General features: G+C 65.4%; 16 protein-coding genes. 5 read left to right on the top strand and 11 right to left on the bottom strand.

Going from position 1 to position 17,010, the window contains the following annotated elements; genetic code table 11:
* Window positions 1-198: 198 nt before the first annotated feature.
* Window positions 199-960: an isoprenyl transferase gene (locus tag AC07YR_RS16170; protein WP_436059277.1), complete on the top strand. Its 762-nt coding sequence runs from the start codon at window positions 199-201 to the stop codon at window positions 958-960.
* Window positions 961-1,253: 293 nt separating this feature from the next.
* A complete protein-coding gene (gene phoH2 / locus AC07YR_RS16165) occupies window positions 1,254-2,696 on the top strand; it encodes an RNA 5'-3' helicase PhoH2 (RefSeq protein ID WP_494734562.1) in 1,443 nt (480 codons plus the stop codon).
* Window positions 2,697-2,881: 185 nt separating this feature from the next.
* On the opposite strand, the gene AC07YR_RS16160 is transcribed toward phoH2, so the two are convergent.
* The gene (locus tag AC07YR_RS16160; RefSeq protein ID WP_494734561.1) at window positions 2,882-3,526 is read right to left on the bottom strand and encodes a GNAT family N-acetyltransferase; all 645 of its coding nucleotides are present in this window, start codon (window positions 3,524-3,526) and stop codon (window positions 2,882-2,884) included.
* A 36-nt stretch (window positions 3,527-3,562) separates the two neighbouring features.
* A complete protein-coding gene (locus AC07YR_RS16155; protein WP_494734560.1) occupies window positions 3,563-4,396 on the bottom strand; it encodes a hypothetical protein in 834 nt (277 codons plus the stop codon).
* A 58-nt stretch (window positions 4,397-4,454) separates the two neighbouring features.
* On the opposite strand from AC07YR_RS16155, the gene AC07YR_RS16150 reads away from it, so the two are divergent.
* Together AC07YR_RS16150 and AC07YR_RS16145 are read left to right on the top strand one after the other, a co-directional pair.
* The gene (locus AC07YR_RS16150; protein WP_436057036.1) at window positions 4,455-5,015 is read left to right on the top strand and encodes a prepilin peptidase; all 561 of its coding nucleotides are present in this window, start codon (window positions 4,455-4,457) and stop codon (window positions 5,013-5,015) included.
* A gap of 36 nt (window positions 5,016-5,051) precedes the next feature.
* Window positions 5,052-5,534 carry an NUDIX hydrolase gene (locus tag AC07YR_RS16145; protein ID WP_436057037.1) on the top strand — a complete coding sequence of 161 codons (483 nt, stop codon included), beginning with the start codon at window positions 5,052-5,054 and terminating at the stop codon, window positions 5,532-5,534.
* 26 nt (window positions 5,535-5,560) lie between these two features.
* On the opposite strand, the gene AC07YR_RS16140 is transcribed toward AC07YR_RS16145, so the two are convergent.
* The 5 genes from AC07YR_RS16140 to AC07YR_RS16120 form a co-directional block, all read right to left on the bottom strand.
* Entirely contained in the window at window positions 5,561-7,174 is a 1,614-nt protein-coding gene (locus AC07YR_RS16140; protein WP_436057038.1) for an MDR family MFS transporter, read from the bottom strand.
* Window positions 7,171-7,770 carry a TetR/AcrR family transcriptional regulator gene (locus tag AC07YR_RS16135; protein ID WP_494734607.1) on the bottom strand — a complete coding sequence of 200 codons (600 nt, stop codon included), beginning with the start codon at window positions 7,768-7,770 and terminating at the stop codon, window positions 7,171-7,173. Before AC07YR_RS16135 ends, AC07YR_RS16140 begins: the two co-directional genes overlap by 4 nt.
* A gap of 59 nt (window positions 7,771-7,829) precedes the next feature.
* Window positions 7,830-9,251, bottom strand: coding sequence for a class II fumarate hydratase (locus tag AC07YR_RS16130; RefSeq protein ID WP_055804037.1), 1,422 nt, complete (start codon window positions 9,249-9,251; stop codon window positions 7,830-7,832).
* An 87-nt stretch (window positions 9,252-9,338) separates the two neighbouring features.
* Window positions 9,339-9,953 (bottom strand): carbonic anhydrase, encoded by a 615-nt coding sequence (locus AC07YR_RS16125; RefSeq protein ID WP_436057040.1) that lies wholly within the window; start codon window positions 9,951-9,953, stop codon window positions 9,339-9,341.
* A 9-nt stretch (window positions 9,954-9,962) separates the two neighbouring features.
* On the bottom strand, window positions 9,963-10,652 hold the full coding sequence (locus tag AC07YR_RS16120) for a DUF4245 domain-containing protein (protein ID WP_494734559.1): 690 nt from the start codon (window positions 10,650-10,652) through the stop codon (window positions 9,963-9,965).
* A 210-nt stretch (window positions 10,653-10,862) separates the two neighbouring features.
* Here AC07YR_RS16120 and glpX point away from each other — a divergent pair, with 210 nt between their 5' ends.
* On the top strand, window positions 10,863-11,885 hold the full coding sequence (glpX, locus tag AC07YR_RS16115) for a class II fructose-bisphosphatase (RefSeq protein ID WP_028270439.1): 1,023 nt from the start codon (window positions 10,863-10,865) through the stop codon (window positions 11,883-11,885).
* Between the two features lie 61 nt (window positions 11,886-11,946).
* Here glpX and AC07YR_RS16110 read toward each other — a convergent pair whose 3' ends face one another.
* From AC07YR_RS16110 to AC07YR_RS16095, 4 genes are all read right to left on the bottom strand, one after another.
* Window positions 11,947-12,657 (bottom strand): putative endonuclease domain-containing protein, encoded by a 711-nt coding sequence (locus AC07YR_RS16110; RefSeq protein ID WP_494734558.1) that lies wholly within the window; start codon window positions 12,655-12,657, stop codon window positions 11,947-11,949.
* A gap of 449 nt (window positions 12,658-13,106) precedes the next feature.
* Complete coding sequence (locus AC07YR_RS16105) at window positions 13,107-14,054, bottom strand: lipid II:glycine glycyltransferase FemX (protein WP_494734557.1); 948 nt, start codon at window positions 14,052-14,054, stop codon at window positions 13,107-13,109.
* A 4-nt stretch (window positions 14,055-14,058) separates the two neighbouring features.
* A complete protein-coding gene (gene manA, locus AC07YR_RS16100; protein WP_494734556.1) occupies window positions 14,059-15,309 on the bottom strand; it encodes a mannose-6-phosphate isomerase, class I in 1,251 nt (416 codons plus the stop codon).
* Window positions 15,310-15,363: 54 nt separating this feature from the next.
* Window positions 15,364-17,007 carry an LCP family protein gene (locus tag AC07YR_RS16095; protein WP_494734555.1) on the bottom strand — a complete coding sequence of 548 codons (1,644 nt, stop codon included), beginning with the start codon at window positions 17,005-17,007 and terminating at the stop codon, window positions 15,364-15,366.
* Between the last annotated feature and the right edge of the window lie 3 nt (window positions 17,008-17,010).

The following is a 17,010-nucleotide window of genomic DNA, read 5'->3' as shown; positions in this document are numbered from 1 at the left end:
GCCGCGGCCTGCTCCCGCATCCGGTTGGGGAGTTTTGCTTTCCATTGCTCAAGAATAAACTACGTTCCAGTAAGTTACTGATGAGTAACCAGTGGATGGGCCGGAGTCGGAAGTCCTCGTGCACCCCGCCGCCGTTGCGGGCGGGTAGCCTAGGAATGCACTGCCGTCGTACATCAAGGAAGTCAGGTGAGTCTCCGGATGGAGTTGCCCGGGATCCTCTATGGCTTCTACGAACGCAGGCTCCTGCGCTCGCTGGACAAGGACCGCATCCCCAAACACATCGGCGTGATGGTGGACGGCAACCGCCGCTGGGCCAAACAGTTCAACGCGCCCACCAGCCAGGGGCACCAGGCGGGCGCGGACAAAATCCATGAGTTCCTCGGCTGGTGCCAGGAACTCGGCGTCAAAGTGGTCACGCTGTACATGCTCTCCACCGACAACATGAGCCGCTCCGGTGAAGAACTGGACCTGCTGATGGGCATCATTGCGAACACCCTGGACCGGCTGGACGAGGACGAGGACATCTCCGTCCACGCCATGGGTGCGCCGGAGTTGCTTCCCGATTACCTGGCCGAACGGCTCAACAACCTGACGGCGCGGACGCCGGCCCATGAAAAACTCCATGTCAACGTGGCAGTGGGCTACGGCGGACGCCGCGAAATCGTGGACGCCGTCCGTGAGCTCCTGCATGACGCCGTGGCCGGGGGCAAGGACATCGGCAAGCTGGCGGACGACCTCACGGTCGACGACATCTCGCGGTTCCTGTACACCCGCGGACAGCCGGACCCGGACCTGGTGATCCGCACATCGGGTGAGCAGCGGCTGTCCGGTTTCCTGATGTGGCAGAGCGCCTACAGCGAGTTCTACTTCTGCGAGGCGCTCTGGCCCGCCTTCCGCAAGGTGGACTTCCTGCGGGCATTGCGCGATTACGCCGGCCGGCAGCGGCGCTTCGGCTCCTGAAGCCCCGCGCCTGCAGCCCGGCTGGAAGCCCGGACACCTGGAACGGCGCCCGCTCAGGGCCGGTTCACGCGGAATTCACGTGATCGCAACAAGAATCGCCGCGAAATAGTTTGGGAAACAAAGCGGCGGGGAATTACGTTGAATCCATTAGCAGGCACACTGCCCGCTAATCGGGGAGGCCAGTACATGGAGCGAACTTTCGCACCGGATGTATGGGAGGCCGGAACCGGCCTCGTGGCCGCTCCGCCTCACCTATAAATAATCCGGGCGTGCGCCCCGGGGCTGGAGTCGATGTGGCTATTTCTGAACACCTGCCCGACGTCATTTCCGACCAGGGAGAGAAAGCTACCTCTCGCACCGCGCGAGCCACCTCACAGACCGGTGCAGCGAACTATGACGCTGCGGCCGGTCTTGCTGTATCCGGCGGCAGTGCTGCGGCGGATGACACCTTGTGGAGCTTTGTCATCGACACCTCGGTGTTGCTCTCGGACCCCCGCGCCCTGCTGCGGTTCGCGGAGCACGAAGTCATTGTGCCGATCGTGGTCATCACGGAGCTTGAGGGCAAGAGGCACGACCCCGAACTGGGCTACTTCGCCCGCAAGGCCCTCCGCCTCCTGGACGACCTCCGGGTCCAGCACGGCGGACTTGACCGGCCCATCCCGCTGGGCGACGACGGCGGCACGCTGATGGTGGAAATGAACCATATCTCCACCGAGGTGCTCCCCGCCGGGTTCCGTGGAGGGGACAACGACAGCCGCATCCTCGCCGTCGCGAAGAACCTCGCCAACGAGGGCCGTAACGTCACGGTGGTGTCCAAGGACCTGCCGATGCGCGTCAAGGCATCCGCCATGGGGCTCCTCGCCGACGAGTACCGCAACGAACTCGTGAAGGACTCCGGCTGGACCGGCATGGCCGAAGTGGAGGCAAGCGAGGAGGACGTCTCCACCCTGTACGGCCACGAGCCCGTCTTTATCCCGGCCGCAGCAGAGTTGCCCGTCAACACCGGACTGGTGCTGCTCTCAAACCGGGGCTCCGCCCTGGGACGGGTGGGGGCGGACAAGCAGGTCCGCCTGGTCAAGGGGGACCGGGACGTCTTCGGACTCCACGGACGTTCCGCGGAGCAGCGGCTGGCGATTGACATGCTGATGGATCCTTCCGTGGGCATCGTGTCGATCGGCGGCCGGGCCGGCACAGGCAAGTCGGCGCTGGCACTCTGCGCGGGCCTCGAAGCCGTGCTGGAACGCCGCGAACACCGCAAGGTGATCGTCTTCCGGCCGCTCTACGCGGTGGGCGGGCAGGAGCTCGGCTACCTGCCGGGATCCGAAGCGGAGAAAATGAACCCCTGGGCGCAGGCCGTCTTTGACACCCTCGGAGCCCTGGTCAGCCAGGAGGTCGTCGAGGAAGTCATGGACCGCGGCATGCTCGAAGTCATGCCGCTGACCCATATCCGCGGCCGCTCGCTCCACGATGCGTTCGTGATCGTCGATGAGGCGCAGTCCCTGGAAAAGAACGTCCTCCTGACGGTAATGAGCCGGATCGGCCAGAACTCGAAGATCGTCCTGACCCACGATGTCGCCCAGCGCGACAACCTCCGGGTGGGCCGGCACGACGGCGTTGCCGCCGTCGTCGAAACCCTCAAGGGACACCCGCTCTTCGGGCACATCACCCTCACCCGCTCGGAGCGCTCGCCGATCGCGGCACTCGTCACCGAACTGCTGGAAGGGGCGGAAATCTAGGCGCAATGCTGAGTGAAGGGCCGTTGCCGGGTTGCCCGGCCACGGCCCTTCGCCGTCGCTTAGACACAGCGCATAGGGACCCGCTTCGGTCGCTGGGCGACCTCCGGGGTCCGATGCGCCGCGATGCGCTCCTACGCGAAGGACCGCGACCGGGCAGGTGGGCGTGTCGCTCAGGCACTCAGCCGTTAGAGTCCCAAGAACTTGGCCGTGGCTTCGTGGCCTTGCACCTTCAGCGTCCAGTCGGGGCGTTTGAAGGTTGCCGGGGTGACTCGGACCTTCTGGACCTCCTCCAGCTTGCCTCCCCAGGAGGCCCTGGTGACGCCGTTCAGTTCGTAGCCGAGGGAGCGGGAGACGCCCAGGGATTTTTCGTTCCAGGCGGCTGCCTCGGACTCCGCGACATCCGCTTTCAGGTGATCGAAGGCATAGCTCACGACGGCGGCCCGCATCTCCTTGCCGAAGCCCTTGCCCTGCGCCGCTTTCGTGAGCCAGGAACCGGTGGTGACCGTCTTGAGCGTCGCGAAATCCTTGGCCTCGATGTCCTGGCAGCCGATGAACCCGCCGTCGTGCCAGATGCCGAGCAGGAGCGTCCAGGCTTCAGGGGAGACGCCGGCCCGGCATCGCCAGTACCACTGCGCCATGTTGGGGCCCAGCTCCTGGGCAGGGGATTCTGCCCAGGGCCTGCTGAACGGACTGTGGCCGGGATCGTGGATGCCGCTCAGCGCCGCCTGCACCGCGGCCGGGATGTCCTCATCACGAATGGGCCGGAGGGCAAGGCGGGGCGTGGTCAGGGTGAGGGCGAACGGGGGCCAGAAGGTGGCGGGCTCAGTCATCAGGGAAGCTTAGCCGTGGGGCCCGTGCGCAGCCAGTCACACGCCCCGCGAGATGTCCCAGCTGATGTGGCGGCGCACGTCGGTGAGGTTCATGGATTCTGCGAGGAACAGGTCATCAAGCATGTACTCATCCACGCCGAGGATCCTGAGCCAATGGCCAAGACCTGCCCATTCGTTCTCCAGCGAGCGGCTTAGCACGCAGACACCGGTGCCGACATCGATGCGGATCAGGTTCCGTCCCGGTCCGCACAGCGGCGCCAAGGGGTCCGAGGGCCGGTAGGCGGCATTGGGAGTCACGACGGCTTCCAGAGCGGGGCGGCCCTGATGGTCCACCTCGGTGATGGGGCCGAGCTCCACGGCGTTGGTGTTCGGGAATTCGATGGGAACGGGGGCGTTGCCTGCCAGCTCCACCGGATCCAGCGCTGCGGCAAAGCGGCCGTTTCCGAAGCACGGTTCGCCGTAGGCGGCCTCCGGGCGGCGCCGGACCAGCCCGCCGTCGTCATACACGGGGGTGACCAGCTGCGGCGGCAGGAGCCACGACTTCCTGGTGGAGCTGACGTAGAAGCCGTCTTTGGAGTCGTTGATGCCGGTGGTGCTGTGCAGTACCACGCCGGCCGAGGACTCCAGGCGGAGGGCGCCGGGCCGGCGCAGCCACGCACGAACGGTGTTGTCCGGGTCCGGGTTTTCGGCGCCCGGATCTGCGGTGCCGGGGTTTGAGGGGTCCGGAACGGGGCGGTCCACATACTCAAAACGGAGGCTCTGCCACTTCCAGGGAGAGGAACGGCACAGGTTCCGGAACTTTGCGGCCATGTCCGGCGGTCTGGTCTGTTGACCGGCTTCCCCCTGGCGCCTCGCGTCCCATGTCGACATATCCACAGTTTACGCGCGGGCTCCACGGCGGGTCGGGAAAATCCAGTAGCATCCGAGAGTGATCCAACGACTGGGCGAACTTTGGCAATCCACCCCGCTGGGGTTCTGGCTGGTGCTGGCCGCCTGTGCCTACTACGGAGTGATGGCGGTGCGGCTTACGGTCATCGACGTCAGGCACCACCTGCTGCCGAACAGGATTGTGTTCCCGTCCTACGCCGTGGGCGGCGTGCTCCTGCTGGCGGCGGTTGTCGCCGTCCTCGCCGCCGGTGCAGACGCCTCGGCAGTGCCCGACGGCGCCGCCCGGCTTTTCGGGCTCCCGGGCGGACGCATCCTTGCCGGGGGAGCCGTGCTGTGGCTGTTCTACTTCATCCTGCGCATGGTTTATCCGCCCGGGATGGGATTCGGCGACGTGAAACTTGCGGGTGTGCTGGGCCTGTACCTCGGCTACCTCGGCTGGGGACACGTGTTCGCCGGAACCTTCGCCGCCTTCCTCCTGGGCGGTCTCTGGAGCCTGGGCCTGCTGGCTGCCCGCCGCGGCACCCTCAAATCGGACATCCCCTTCGGCCCGTTTATGCTGGCAGGCACGGCCGCAGCCATGCTGCTCCTGCCTGCGGCCTGAGGGCTGCGCAAGCGTTGCTGCCGCTAGGCTGAAGGGATGCCAGCACCTGAATTCGTCCTCAAGCTTCGCGAAAAAATCGGCCATGATCCGTTATGGATTCCCGCGGTTCGCGGGGTGGTCTTCAACGACGACGGCCACGTCCTGCTGGGCCAGCGCTCTGACAACGGACGGTGGGCGCTGATCTCGGGCATGCTAGAGCCGGGGGAACACCCTGCTCCCGGACTCGTGCGGGAGATCTTCGAGGAGACAGCCGTCGTGGCCGAAACGGAGCGCATGGTGTCGGTCGGCGTCGTCGGTCCGGTCACCTTCCCCAACGGCGACGTGTGCGACTTCCTGGATATTGTGTTCCGCTGCCGCCATGTGTCCGGTGAAGCACGCGTGAACGACGACGAGTCCCTCGCCGTCGGCTGGTTTCCGCTGGAGGGACTTCCGGACATCAGGCCCGGCGACCTCGAGTGCATCCGGCGGGCGCTGCTGCCCGAGGACGCCGTCCACTACGAACCCGGAGGGACTCCCTGATGAGGGAGTCCCTCCAGCGCGGCTTCCTAGACTGAGGCGGACTGGCGTTCAGCCTCGAGGCGTTCTGCCTCCTCGCCACCCACAGCCTCGCCCCGGGCCACCATTCCGGCGGTGTCGGAGAGCGGGATCTGCTTCAGGGTCAGCGCGAGGATCAGCGCAATCCCGAGGAACGGCAGCAGGTACCAGAACACCGGCGCCAGCGAATCTGCGTAGGCGTTCACGATGGCGTCCCGGAGCTGTTCCGGGAGCTGGCTCAGGGCCTGCGGATCGAGGGTCTGGGTGGACTGCGCCGCCTGGTCGGCGGAGGCGCCGGCCCCGGTGAACGCCTTGGTCAGGGCCTCGGCAAGCCGGGAGGTGAAGATGGATCCGAACACGGCCACGCCCAGCGATGCACCCACTTCGCGGAAGTAGTTGTTCGTGCTGGTGGCCGTGCCGATCTGCTCCGCGGGCACGGAGTTCTGCACCACCAGGACAATCACCTGCATGATGGAGCCCAGGCCGGCGCCGAAAACGAAGAGCTGGACGCAGATGACCCAAATGGGCGTGTCCGCCGTGAGCGTGGTCAGCCACAGCATGGCTGCCATGGTGAGGGCGGCGCCCATGATCGGGAACATCTTGTACTTGCCGGTCTTGGAGATCCGGATGCCCGAGTAGATGGCCATGCCCATCAGGCCCGCCATCATGGGCAGCATCAGCAGGCCGGATTCCGCGGCGGAGGTCCCGGAGGACATCTGCAGGAACGTCGGGACAAACGCGATGGCGGCGAACATGCCCAGGCCCAGGGTGAAGCCGATGGCAGTCGAGTTCACAAAGATGCGGTTCTTGAACAGGCCCAGCGGGATGATGGGATCCTCGGCGCGGCGTTCCACCATCACAAAGGCGGCAGCGGCCACCACCAGCCCGGCGCCGAATGCCCAGGTCAGCGGCGAATCCCAGCCCTCGTCTTTCTTGCCGCCGAAGTCCGTGAAGAAGATCAGGCAGGTGGTTGCGGCAGAGAGCAACAGCACGCCTGGGATGTCGATCCGCTTTTCGGCCTTCTTGTTCGGCAGCGTCAGGGTGAACCACGCAATGGCGAAGGCCGCAATGCCGATGGGGATGTTGATGTAGAAGGCCCATTCCCAGGTGAGGTGGTCCACAAAGTAGCCGCCCAGCAGCGGGCCGGCGACGGCGGAGAGGCCGAAGATGGCGCCCAGCGGGCCCATGTACTTGCCGCGGTCCTTGGCAGGGACGATGTCCGCGATGATGGCCTGCGAGAGGATCATGAGTCCGCCGCCGCCCAGGCCCTGGATGGCACGGAAGACCACGAAGCCCCAGAAGTCGGTGGCGAAGGCGCAGCCGACGGAAGCGAGGGTGAACAGGGCAATGGCCACGAGGAACAGGTTGCGGCGGCCCAGCACGTCACCGAACTTGCCGTAAATGGGCATGACGATGGTGGTGGCCAGCAGGTAGGCGGTGGTGATCCAGGCCTGGTGTTCCACTCCGCCGAGCTTCCCCACGATGGTGGGCATGGCGGTGGAGACGATGGTCTGGTCAAGGCTGGAAAGCAGCATGCCGGCGATGAGGGCGGAAAAAATGATCCAGATGCGTTTCTGGGTGAGCAGCAGCGGCTCGGCTGCCTTGGGACTGACGGCGGTGCTCATGGGCGTCCTTCTGCAGGTACGGGTTCTTCAAAGTGGAGGGAAAAGAGCTGGCGGGCGGCTGCGACGTTCTCCAGCAACAGTTCCTGGTAAGGGCGGGTGTTGCCATCGGAGAAATAGGCCATGCTGCTCTTGCGGGCGATATTGCCCAGCAGGACAACGGCCATCTGGACCACCGGGTGGTCAGGCTCCACACCTTCGCGGATGGCCAGGACGCGGGCGAACTCCGCCTCGCGTTCCTCAGTGGCGCCGATGATCCTCAGCATGAGCTGGGGTTCCTTTTTGATGACCCCGATCAGCTGCCGGGTTTCCTCTTCGGAGGCGGCCATGTTTTCGGATAGCTTCAACGAGAGTTCGATGAGGTCCTGGAACAGCGTGGCGGAGATTTCGCCGGGCACGGAGGACTCGCCGCCGCGGATGAAGCCGGCGATGACGTCGCCGGGAATTTCGTCGTCCACGTGACCAAGGATGGCGTCTTCCTTCGTGGGGAAGTAGTTGAAGAACGTGCGGCGTGAGATATCCGTCTGCTCGCAGACTTCTTCAACGGTGTAGCCGTTGAGCCCGCGTTCGGCGGTCAGCTTGCGCGCGACGGCGGTGATCGCCGCACGCGTTGCGGCCCGCTTGCGTTCGCGGAGCCCGCCGTCGTACGTCTTGGAAACTATGCCTTGTGCGGCGGGCGGGTCATGGACATAACGTCCAGGGCGGTGTCCAGCTGCTCTTCGGTCAGCTCGCCGCGCTCCAGGAAGCCCATGGCGACGACGGTCTCGCGGATGGTGAGGCCCTCGGCGACAGCCTTCTTGGCGATTTTGGCGGCGTTCTCATAGCCGATGAACTTGTTCAGCGGGGTGACGATGGACGGCGAGGCCTCGGCGAGGAAACGGGCGCGCTCCACGTTGGCGGTAATGCCGTCGATCATCTTGTCGGCCATGACGCGGCTGGTGTTGGCCAGCAGTCGGACGGATTCGAGCAGGTTGGCGGCCATGACGGGGATGCCCACGTTCAGCTCGAAGGCGCCGTTGGTGCCGGACCAGGCGATGGCAGTGTCGTTGCCGATGACCTGGGCGCAGACCATGATGGACGCCTCGCAGATGACGGGGTTGACCTTGCCCGGCATGATCGAGGAGCCCGGCTGCAGGTCCGGGATGGCGATTTCGCCGAGCCCGGTGTTGGGGCCCGAGCCCATCCAGCGGAGGTCGTTGTTGATCTTCATGAAGGAGATCGCGATGTTGCGCAGCTGGCTGGAGGCTTCGATGAGGCCGTCGCGGTTGGCTTGGGCTTCGAAGTGGTCGCGGGCCTCGGTCAGGGGCAGGCCCGTGTCGGTGGCCAGCAGTTCGATGACGCGCTCCGGGAAGCCGGCCGGCGTGTTGATTCCGGTGCCTACGGCGGTTCCGCCGAGGGGAACTTCGGCCACGCGGGGGAGCGAGGCGTTGATGCGCTCGATGCCGTAGCGGACCTGTGCTGCGTAGCCGCCGAACTCCTGGCCCAGCGTCACCGGCGTGGCATCCATGAGGTGCGTGCGGCCGGACTTCACGACGTCCTTGAACTCGACGGACTTGCGGTCCAGCGAGTCGGCCAGGTAGCCGAGGGCCGGGATGAGGTCGTTGATCAGCGCGGAGGTCGCGGCGACGTGGACGGAGGTGGGGAAAACGTCGTTGGAGGACTGCGAAGCGTTGACGTGGTCGTTCGGGTGGACAACTTTGTCGCTTCCGGCGGCCTTGAGTGCGCGGGTGGCAAGCTCGGCGATGACCTCGTTGGTGTTCATGTTGGAGGACGTGCCGGAGCCGGTCTGGAAGACGTCGATGGGGAAGTCGCCGTCGTACTTCCCGGCAGCAACCTCATCGGCGGCGTCCGCGATCGCCTTGGCCAGCTCGCCGTCGAGCACTCCAAGTTCTGCGTTGGCCTGGGCTGCAGCCTTCTTGACCCGTGCGAGGGCCTCGATGTGCGCGCGTTCCAGGGTTTTGCCGGAAATGGGGAAGTTTTCAACTGCACGCTGCGTCTGGGCACGGTACAGGGCGTTCACGGGGACGCGGACTTCGCCCATCGTGTCATGTTCAATGCGGAATTCTTCAGTGGAAGTCATGGGGCTAGCTTAGGGCGATTGGCGGCCTTGGCTGAAACCGTGAAGCGCTTGAGTCGGGCGGCGGGCGGACGCCCGCACAACGGGGACTTAGAGTTCGCCGATGCCCGAAACGAGGTCCGCCCGGCCCTCTTTGAGGCTGTAGGAGAGGCCGATCACCGCTGCGCGTCCGGTTTCAATTGCGCTGGAAATCACACGGGAGCTGTCCACGAGCCGCTGTGAGGTCTGCTTGACGTGCTCCACCACCATGTCGTTGACTTCGGTTTCGTTGTTGCGTAACGAGGTCAGCACAGACGGCGTGATCCGCTCCACGAGGTCGCGGATGAATCCCACGGGCATCTTGCCTGTCTCGACGGCGTCCTTGGTGGCACTGACTGCGCCGCAGCTGTCATGGCCAAGGACCACGATCAGCGGCACACCCAGCACACCGATGCTGTACTCCAGTGAGCCCAGCACGGCGTCGTCGATGACCTGCCCGGCCGTGCGGACAACGAACGCGTCGCCCAGGCCGAGGTCGAAGATGATTTCAGCGGCGAGGCGGGAATCCGAGCAGCCGAAGATCACCGCGAACGGATGCTGGTTCTCCACCAGCGAGGAACGGCGTGATGCGTCCTGGTTGGGGTGGGAGGATTCTCCGGCGACAAAGCGTTCATTTCCTTCGCGCAGTCGTCGCCAAGCCAGCGCGGGAGTCAAGTAAGTAGCCACGGGGCCACTTTACGGTGAAGGTGTGGCCGAGGGTGAAACCGTGGCGGCAGCGTTACTTTCCATGGACTTCACGACGGCGTCCGCCAGGACGGCGAACTCGTCGAGTTGCGCTGTGCCGGTCAGGATGACGGTGGTTCCCTTGTGGACGAGGACCATGCTTCGCTCGCCTTTGCCGGTGTCGCGGAGTTCCCAGTCCAGGCCGCCGGCGTTGCGACTGCCCGTGACCGGGGCATTGTTAGTCTGCTGGAGCAACCAGGTCGGGTTCGCCTGGGCAGTCTGGACGAGGCCGATAAAGGATTCCTTCGGAGTGAGGTATCCGACCTCCCACGTCGGCACGCCGCTGCCGGCGCCGGACTCCCAGCGGGCGTAATTCGGACTGAATGTGTCGCCGGTCTCGGGTGCCACGGGTGTGAATCCCGCCACACCGGCGGCGTTCTGTGCCACGGCGCTGACATTGACATTCGGGCGGTAACCGTCGGTCTTGGGCGACGGGTTCATGAGCACGATGGGGAGGAACGCGGCGACGCTCACCAACAGGGCGATGATCATGCCGATGACTGAGGCATTGGCCCTTTTCGCCGCCGCCGCGCGGATAACAGGCTTCACGACGGGTGCATCGGGGGTGCCGTTGGTGGCCGCGGGGGAGCCCGTGCTGGCCGTTTGGGTGTCGGGGGTGGACTTGTCCTGCGTTTCGCTCACGCTTCTATAGTCGCCCATGTGAATGCCGTTCTCACATTCCTGCAATTCGGAGGTGAGGAAACGCCGGGTATCACGGGCCGGTCATCCCATGACCTTCGGATGCTGCCGCGACTATGATCAGTAACAGAGGAATCACCGTGACGGACTGTACCGGCCGCACGGGTTCAATGATCGCCACTCGAAGAAGAGGTTCACGTGTCACCAGCGCCTATGACCCAGCAGTATTCCACGATTTCGCCGTCGCTTGCCGTAGGCATTGACGAACCGGACCGCAACCTTGCCCTTGAACTTGTGCGCGTCACCGAAGCTGCGGCAATTGCCGGCGGCCACTGGGTTGGCTTCGGCGACAAGAACAAGGCTGACGGCGCAGCAGTCGACGCCATGCGCTCCTTCCTGCAGACCGTCCACTTCAACGGCGTTGTGGTTATCGGTGAAGGCGAGAAGGACGAAGCTCCCATGCTTTTCAATGGCGAGCACGTCGGTGACGGCACTGGCCCCGAGTGTGATGTCGCCGTCGACCCCATTGACGGAACCCGCCTGACCGCCCTGGGCATCAACAACGCCCTCGCCGTCCTCGCCGTCGCAGAGCGCGGCTCCATGTTCGACCCTTCCGCCGTGTTCTACATGGAGAAGCTCGTCACGGGCCCGGAAGCTGCCGACATGGTTGACCTGCGCCTCCCGGTCAAGCAGAACCTGCACTTAATCGCCAAGGCGAAGGGCGTGAAGGTCAACCAGCTGAACGTCATGATCCTGGACCGGGACCGCCACCGCCCGCTCGTGGAGGAAATCCGCGAAGCCGGTGCACGGACCAAGTTCATCATGGACGGCGACGTTGCCGGCGCCATCGCCGCAGCCCGCTCCGGTACCGGCGTGGACGCGCTCATGGGCATCGGCGGGACGCCGGAAGGCATCGTCGCCGCGTGCGCCATCAAATCCCTCGGCGGCGTCATCCAGGGCCGCCTCTGGCCCACGAGCGATGACGAGAAGCAGAAGGCCATCGACGCCGGGCACGACCTCGATCGTGTTCTGTCCACCAATGACCTCGTATCCAGCGACAACTGCTACTTCGCAGCCACGGGCATCACCGACGGCGACCTCCTCCGCGGCGTGCGCTACTCCAAGGACAAGGTCCTGACCCAGTCGATCGTCATGCGGTCCAAGTCCGGCACCATCCGCTTCGTGGACGGCGAGCACCAGGCCAGCAAGTGGGAAGGTTACGCCCGCAAGAGCTAGCCCCTGCTTCACCCGCTTCATTCAGCGCGAACGTACACTTGAGGCCCCCAACCCCGGGGCCTCAAGTGTACGTTCGCGCTTTTGTTTGCCGATCAATACCGCGCGTCATGGCCGCTCTCACCTTCTCGAGCACGAACGGCTTGTCTCCCTCGAGATCCTCCTTGTAGACCCTGACTTCATGCCAGCCCGCCCGCTCTGTCAGGGAATGGCGGCGAAGATCGCTGCCGACTTGGAGCGGATCGGCGTGGTGGCCGCCGTCGTACTGCAATGCGATCCGTTGCTCCGTATAGGCCGCATCCGGCCACACGGCCGGCTGTCCCCAACTGTTCCTGATGACGTAGTTGAGTGCAGGTTCGCCATGGCCGGAGCGGGAGAGGATCAGCCGCATCCGGGTCTCCTGAGGAGAGTCAGCGCCTACACGGATTTCAGAGAGTGCAAGCCTTGCGGTCTTCATTCCGCGCATTCCGGGATGGGCCCCGACCATTCGGCGCAGTTCGGCCAGGGTGCAGAGGCCCTCCTTCGGCCTGGGGAAGTCAGTGCCATGGGCACAGACCAGCGAATCGCCGGCCGCGATGAGGTCATCGACGCTCATCAGCGAGGCGAGGTCGAGCCACGTCCTCGCGGGTGAGGTGACCCGGACGCCGTCGTGCATCACAACTTCCCCAACCTTGAAGGTCAGGCGGTGCCCGACGACGTTGTGCCGCCGCGGTTTGCTGCCGTTCCGTTCCCTGGCCACATGGATCCGCCAGTCCTCCTGCATCCAGGCGGGCAACGCGCACTCCCAGATGCGGCCACCGGAATGATGGGTCAGGACTGAAGTGCTGTCCAGCTCCGTGTATGCCCGGACGCTTGCAGCCGGACCGCGAACTCCCTCAAACGGGACGCGGATGCCACGTGAAGGTATGGCGACGTCGGGTTGCCTCTGCCGCTTTCGGGTCACCCCTAGTGCGCTGGCCGTCGTTGAGGTAAAGGATCCCGTGAGGAGTTCCTTGGGCAGGGACGTTCTGAGCATGCTTCAGTCTGCAACGCCGGGGGCCGGGCCAAGCCGTTATCCACAGGTCGGATTCCCCGGCTATGCGCGAACGGACATTTGAGGCCCCAAAGCTGCCCGTGCGGAGGGCCGCAAGTGTCCGTTCGCGCTCGTGCGGAGGGCCGCAAGTGTCCGTTCGCGCTAAGTTCACGCTCAGTTCGCGTTTGGGTAGAGCACGTGAGCGTTCAGCGTCAGCTGCGGAGTGCGCGGAGCTTTTCGCGGGCCTTCCGGGCGAGCTGGTAGGCGCCGTAGCGGAGCTTCTTCACGGGCAGGTCCCAGGTGCCCGGGTAGGCGATTTCGCGCCCGCCGAAGGACTTCTTGAACGCCGTGAACCCGGCCCACTTGTGGTTCGGCTGATCCTCCGGTGCCACGCCCCACAGGTCGACGTACTTCAGGCCCTTCTCCTTGGCATCCGCCATGAGCGTCACCAACAGCGGAATGCCCGCGCTGAGCTTCCGGTGTGAGTCGTCCAGGGCTGCGTGCGCATAGGTGCGGGTGTCGGCGGAATCGTAGGCCAGAGCTGCGGCGATGGGGCCGCCGTGGCGTTCGGCGATGAACAGCGTGGCCGCGCCCGCAGGCATGAGGGACCGGGCCACCTGGCTGAGGTACTCATCGCTTTGCGGCTTGAATCCGCTCCGCTTTGCCGTCATGTGCAGGAAATTCAACAGCACGCGGATTTCTTCGGGATCCTGCGACGTCCGGAAGGTCACGTCCTTTTTGTGGATGTTCCGGTAGAGGTTCCGGTTGACGGGCTTCATACCGGCCAGGACCTCCTTGAAGTCCCGGTCCAGGTCCACGATCCAGCTCAGCTCGGGCTGCTGGTTGACGGGAGCAGGTCGCAGGCCGCGGCTGCGCAGTACGGTTTCGGATGCCGCGTTTTCAAATCCGGCGCGGACCGGCTCGATCCGGACGAAGGCCGCACCGCACTTGCGTGCCAGTGCCACCAAGGCGGCCAACGCGGCGTCGAATGCTTCGAGTGAATCAGCAATTGGGCCGTATGGGGCGTAAAGCACCTTGCCCGCCGGGTTTTTCTCCTCCACGGCGAGGAAGCTCCAGCCGGGACCCGACCGTTCGTGCACCGTGCGCCCGAGGGAACGCTGGACATCGGCCCACTGCGGGGTCTGCAGGAAGTATTCCACCGGATCAAGCCCCTGCGGCAGTGGTCACGGCGAAGGCCACGGCGGTCCCCGCGGAGCCCGCTGCAGGGTGCACGTTGACCGGCGCCTCCGCGGCCGGAAGGAACGCACTCGCACCGCGGTCCAGATGGAGATCGCCCTTGGGGGAGTCGAGCAGCACGGAGCCGGAGACCACAATGATCACAGCCGCGCCGGACTGTGCCAGCGGGACGGGGCCGCCGTCGGGCTCCAATTCGATCCTTTGCAGCTGGAATTCACGGAACGGGGGCCGGTAGAGTTCCTGGCCCAGCTCGGACATCTCAGCGGCCAGCATTGGCACGCCCACGGACTCGAACTCCACAGTAGCCAGCAGTTCGGGAACGTCCACGAACTTCGGCGTCAGCCCGCCACGGAGCACGTTGTCAGACGACGCCATGACCTCGATGCCGAGGCCGTGCAGGTACGCGTGGACATTGCCGGCCGGCAGGTATACAGCCTCGCCGGGGGCAAGCGAGATCCTGTTCAGCAGCAGCGAGATGAGCACTCCGGGATCGCCGGGGTAGTGGCCGTGCAGGCTGACCACCGTGGACAGCTCGGTCTGGTACGGGGACATCGGCAGCCCGGCCTTGAGTGCTGCCACAAGTTCGCGCACGGCGTGCGAGACGGCGTGGCCGCCGCCGATGAGCCGGGTGAACGCGGCTTTCAGGGCATCGTGTTCCACGGGCGCGGCGAGGTCCTGGGCAACGTCGAGGAACACGTGCGGAACCTCCAGCGACATCACACGCATGGACGCGGCCAGGTGCTCGAAGAGGGCGCGCGTGGACGCGGCCGGACGGAAGCCGCAGAGCGCCTCGAACGGCGTCAGGGCAAAGATCATCTCCGGCTTATGGTTGTCATCTTTGTAGTTCCGCTCCGCCGCGGAACGGTCGACGCCGGCAGCCTCCTCGCGGGCAAAGCCCGCCCGTGCCTGTTCCAGCGTCGGGTGGACCTGCAGCGACAGTGGACTCTCGGCGGCCAGGACCTTGAGGAGGAACGGCAGGCGCGGGCCGAACTCCGCCACGCTGGCGCTTCCCAGGTGGTGGCCCGGATCGGAGCTGATCAGCGCATCCAAAGCCAGCGGACCGCCGTCGGCCGCAAGTGCCACGGACGGCGAATCCGGGTGGGCGCCAACCCACAGTTCCGCTTCCGGACCGCCGGAGGCCTGCCTGCCCAGCAGGCCGGCAATTGCCGTGGTGGAGCCCCAGGCATAAGGCCGGAGAACATTCTTAATTTCGTACAAAGCCTGATGTCCTTTGTCTCAGTGCAGCAGTTGCGGCGGAAGGGGCGTGGGCGCTCAGAGCGGGCGGCACTGGCCGTTCGTGGCCACAAGGTCCCGGATCGCCTGCTCGTTGCCCTCACGCTTGAACTGGTTGAGCATCTCTTCGGTGATCGGCTCGCCGTCGGGGGTGGTGGTCACCGGTGTGAAGTCCGACGACGACGGCGATGGCGCCGGCGTCGTCAGGGGCGCCGCCGGTGCGGCCGCCATCAGACGGCCTGGGGCCGTTCCGGCCTGCACGATGCTGTCCCCTTCGGCGGAATCCCCGGCAGCACCCGCCGACTTTTCGGACTGTGCGGCCAACAGCTGGTCCACCTTCTCGTGGATCTGGTCGAAGTCCGGCACGGTCGAGAACGATGCGTCGAAGTCAGGTGGTCCGATGGTCAGACGGCTGACTTCCTTGCCCTTGGCCTTCATCGCCAGGTCCACAAAGCTGCCGAGCTGGCTGGCGGAAATGTTGGAGTCCACCACCTTCGTGCCCGCATTGGCGATGTCCTCGAACTTGGCGAGCAGCGTTGCCGGGTCCAGCTGCTTCAGCATGGCCTGCTGGACACACTGCTGACGCTGGATGCGGGCGTAATCGTCAACGAATTCGCGGGAGCGTCCGTACCAGAGTGCGTGGTAACCGTCCAGGTGCTGATCGCCGGCCGCAATCCAGCCGGTGGGCATCCCGTGGATGCCGTTGGCCTCATCCACCATGTCGCCGCTGAGCGGCACCCAGCCGCCGGCCTTGATTCTGATGCCGCCCATGGCGTCGATCAGTTTGGCAAAGCCGTCCATGTCCACCAGGACGTAGGCCTGGACGGTGATGCCGAGTGTGCCCGAGACAGCCTCGAGGGTTGCCTGGGCGCCGGGATCGGCGACGCCGGGATAGAGGTCGGCGTGCTCGTTGGTCACTTCGGTGTTGATGGCATTGATGAGGCACTCGTTGCCGCAGTCGTAGCCGTCCGGGTAGATCTGCCGCATCGGCGAGCCTTCGCTGAACTGTGCGTTCTGCAGGTTGCGCGGCACCGAGATGATGGCGGTCTGGCCCGTCTTGGCGTCGACGCTGAGGACGGAGAGGCTGTCCGGACGGCGGCCCGTGCGGTCGTCTCCGGCGTCGCCGCCCATCATCAGGAAGTTGTAGCGGCCGTCCACGGGATCAATGGCCGGTCCGGCGGAGAAGATGCTGCCGATGGCGTTGCGGCTCACATTCAATACGTAGGCCGCGTAGCCCAGCGTGCCGCTGCTGAGCACCATTGCCAACACCAGGGCGACGCCCACGATGGGCCGCATTCCGGGCGCCAGCAGGACCGGCCGGATGAGCCTGAGGGTGTTGACGAACAGCGCGGCCCAGCCTATGGCGAGGGCGATGAGGATGACGATGATCAGGAGTGAAGCCACCGTGTTGGTGAGGATACCAATCAGGAGCGTGCGGTTCACCAGCAGCAGGACCAGTGCCACGATCGCCAGTCCCCATGCGCCCAGCGTCACGCGGAGGGCGATCCTTCCCAATTTGCGGTCGCCGGCCACGATCTGGGCGCTGCCGGGGACGAACAGGGTCAGCAGCAGGAGGACAAACGCGCGTTTGGTCCTCACAGGCGCCGGGGCATTCAACGGATTGCGGACGGGGTCCGTTAGAGCCGGTTGCGGTGCCTTGGGACGGGAGTGGCTGGTGGTCATCTG

The organism is Arthrobacter sp. GW460-12-1-14-TSB2, from assembly GCF_059423525.1.
This window is presented reverse-complemented; position numbering and strand designations above follow the sequence as displayed.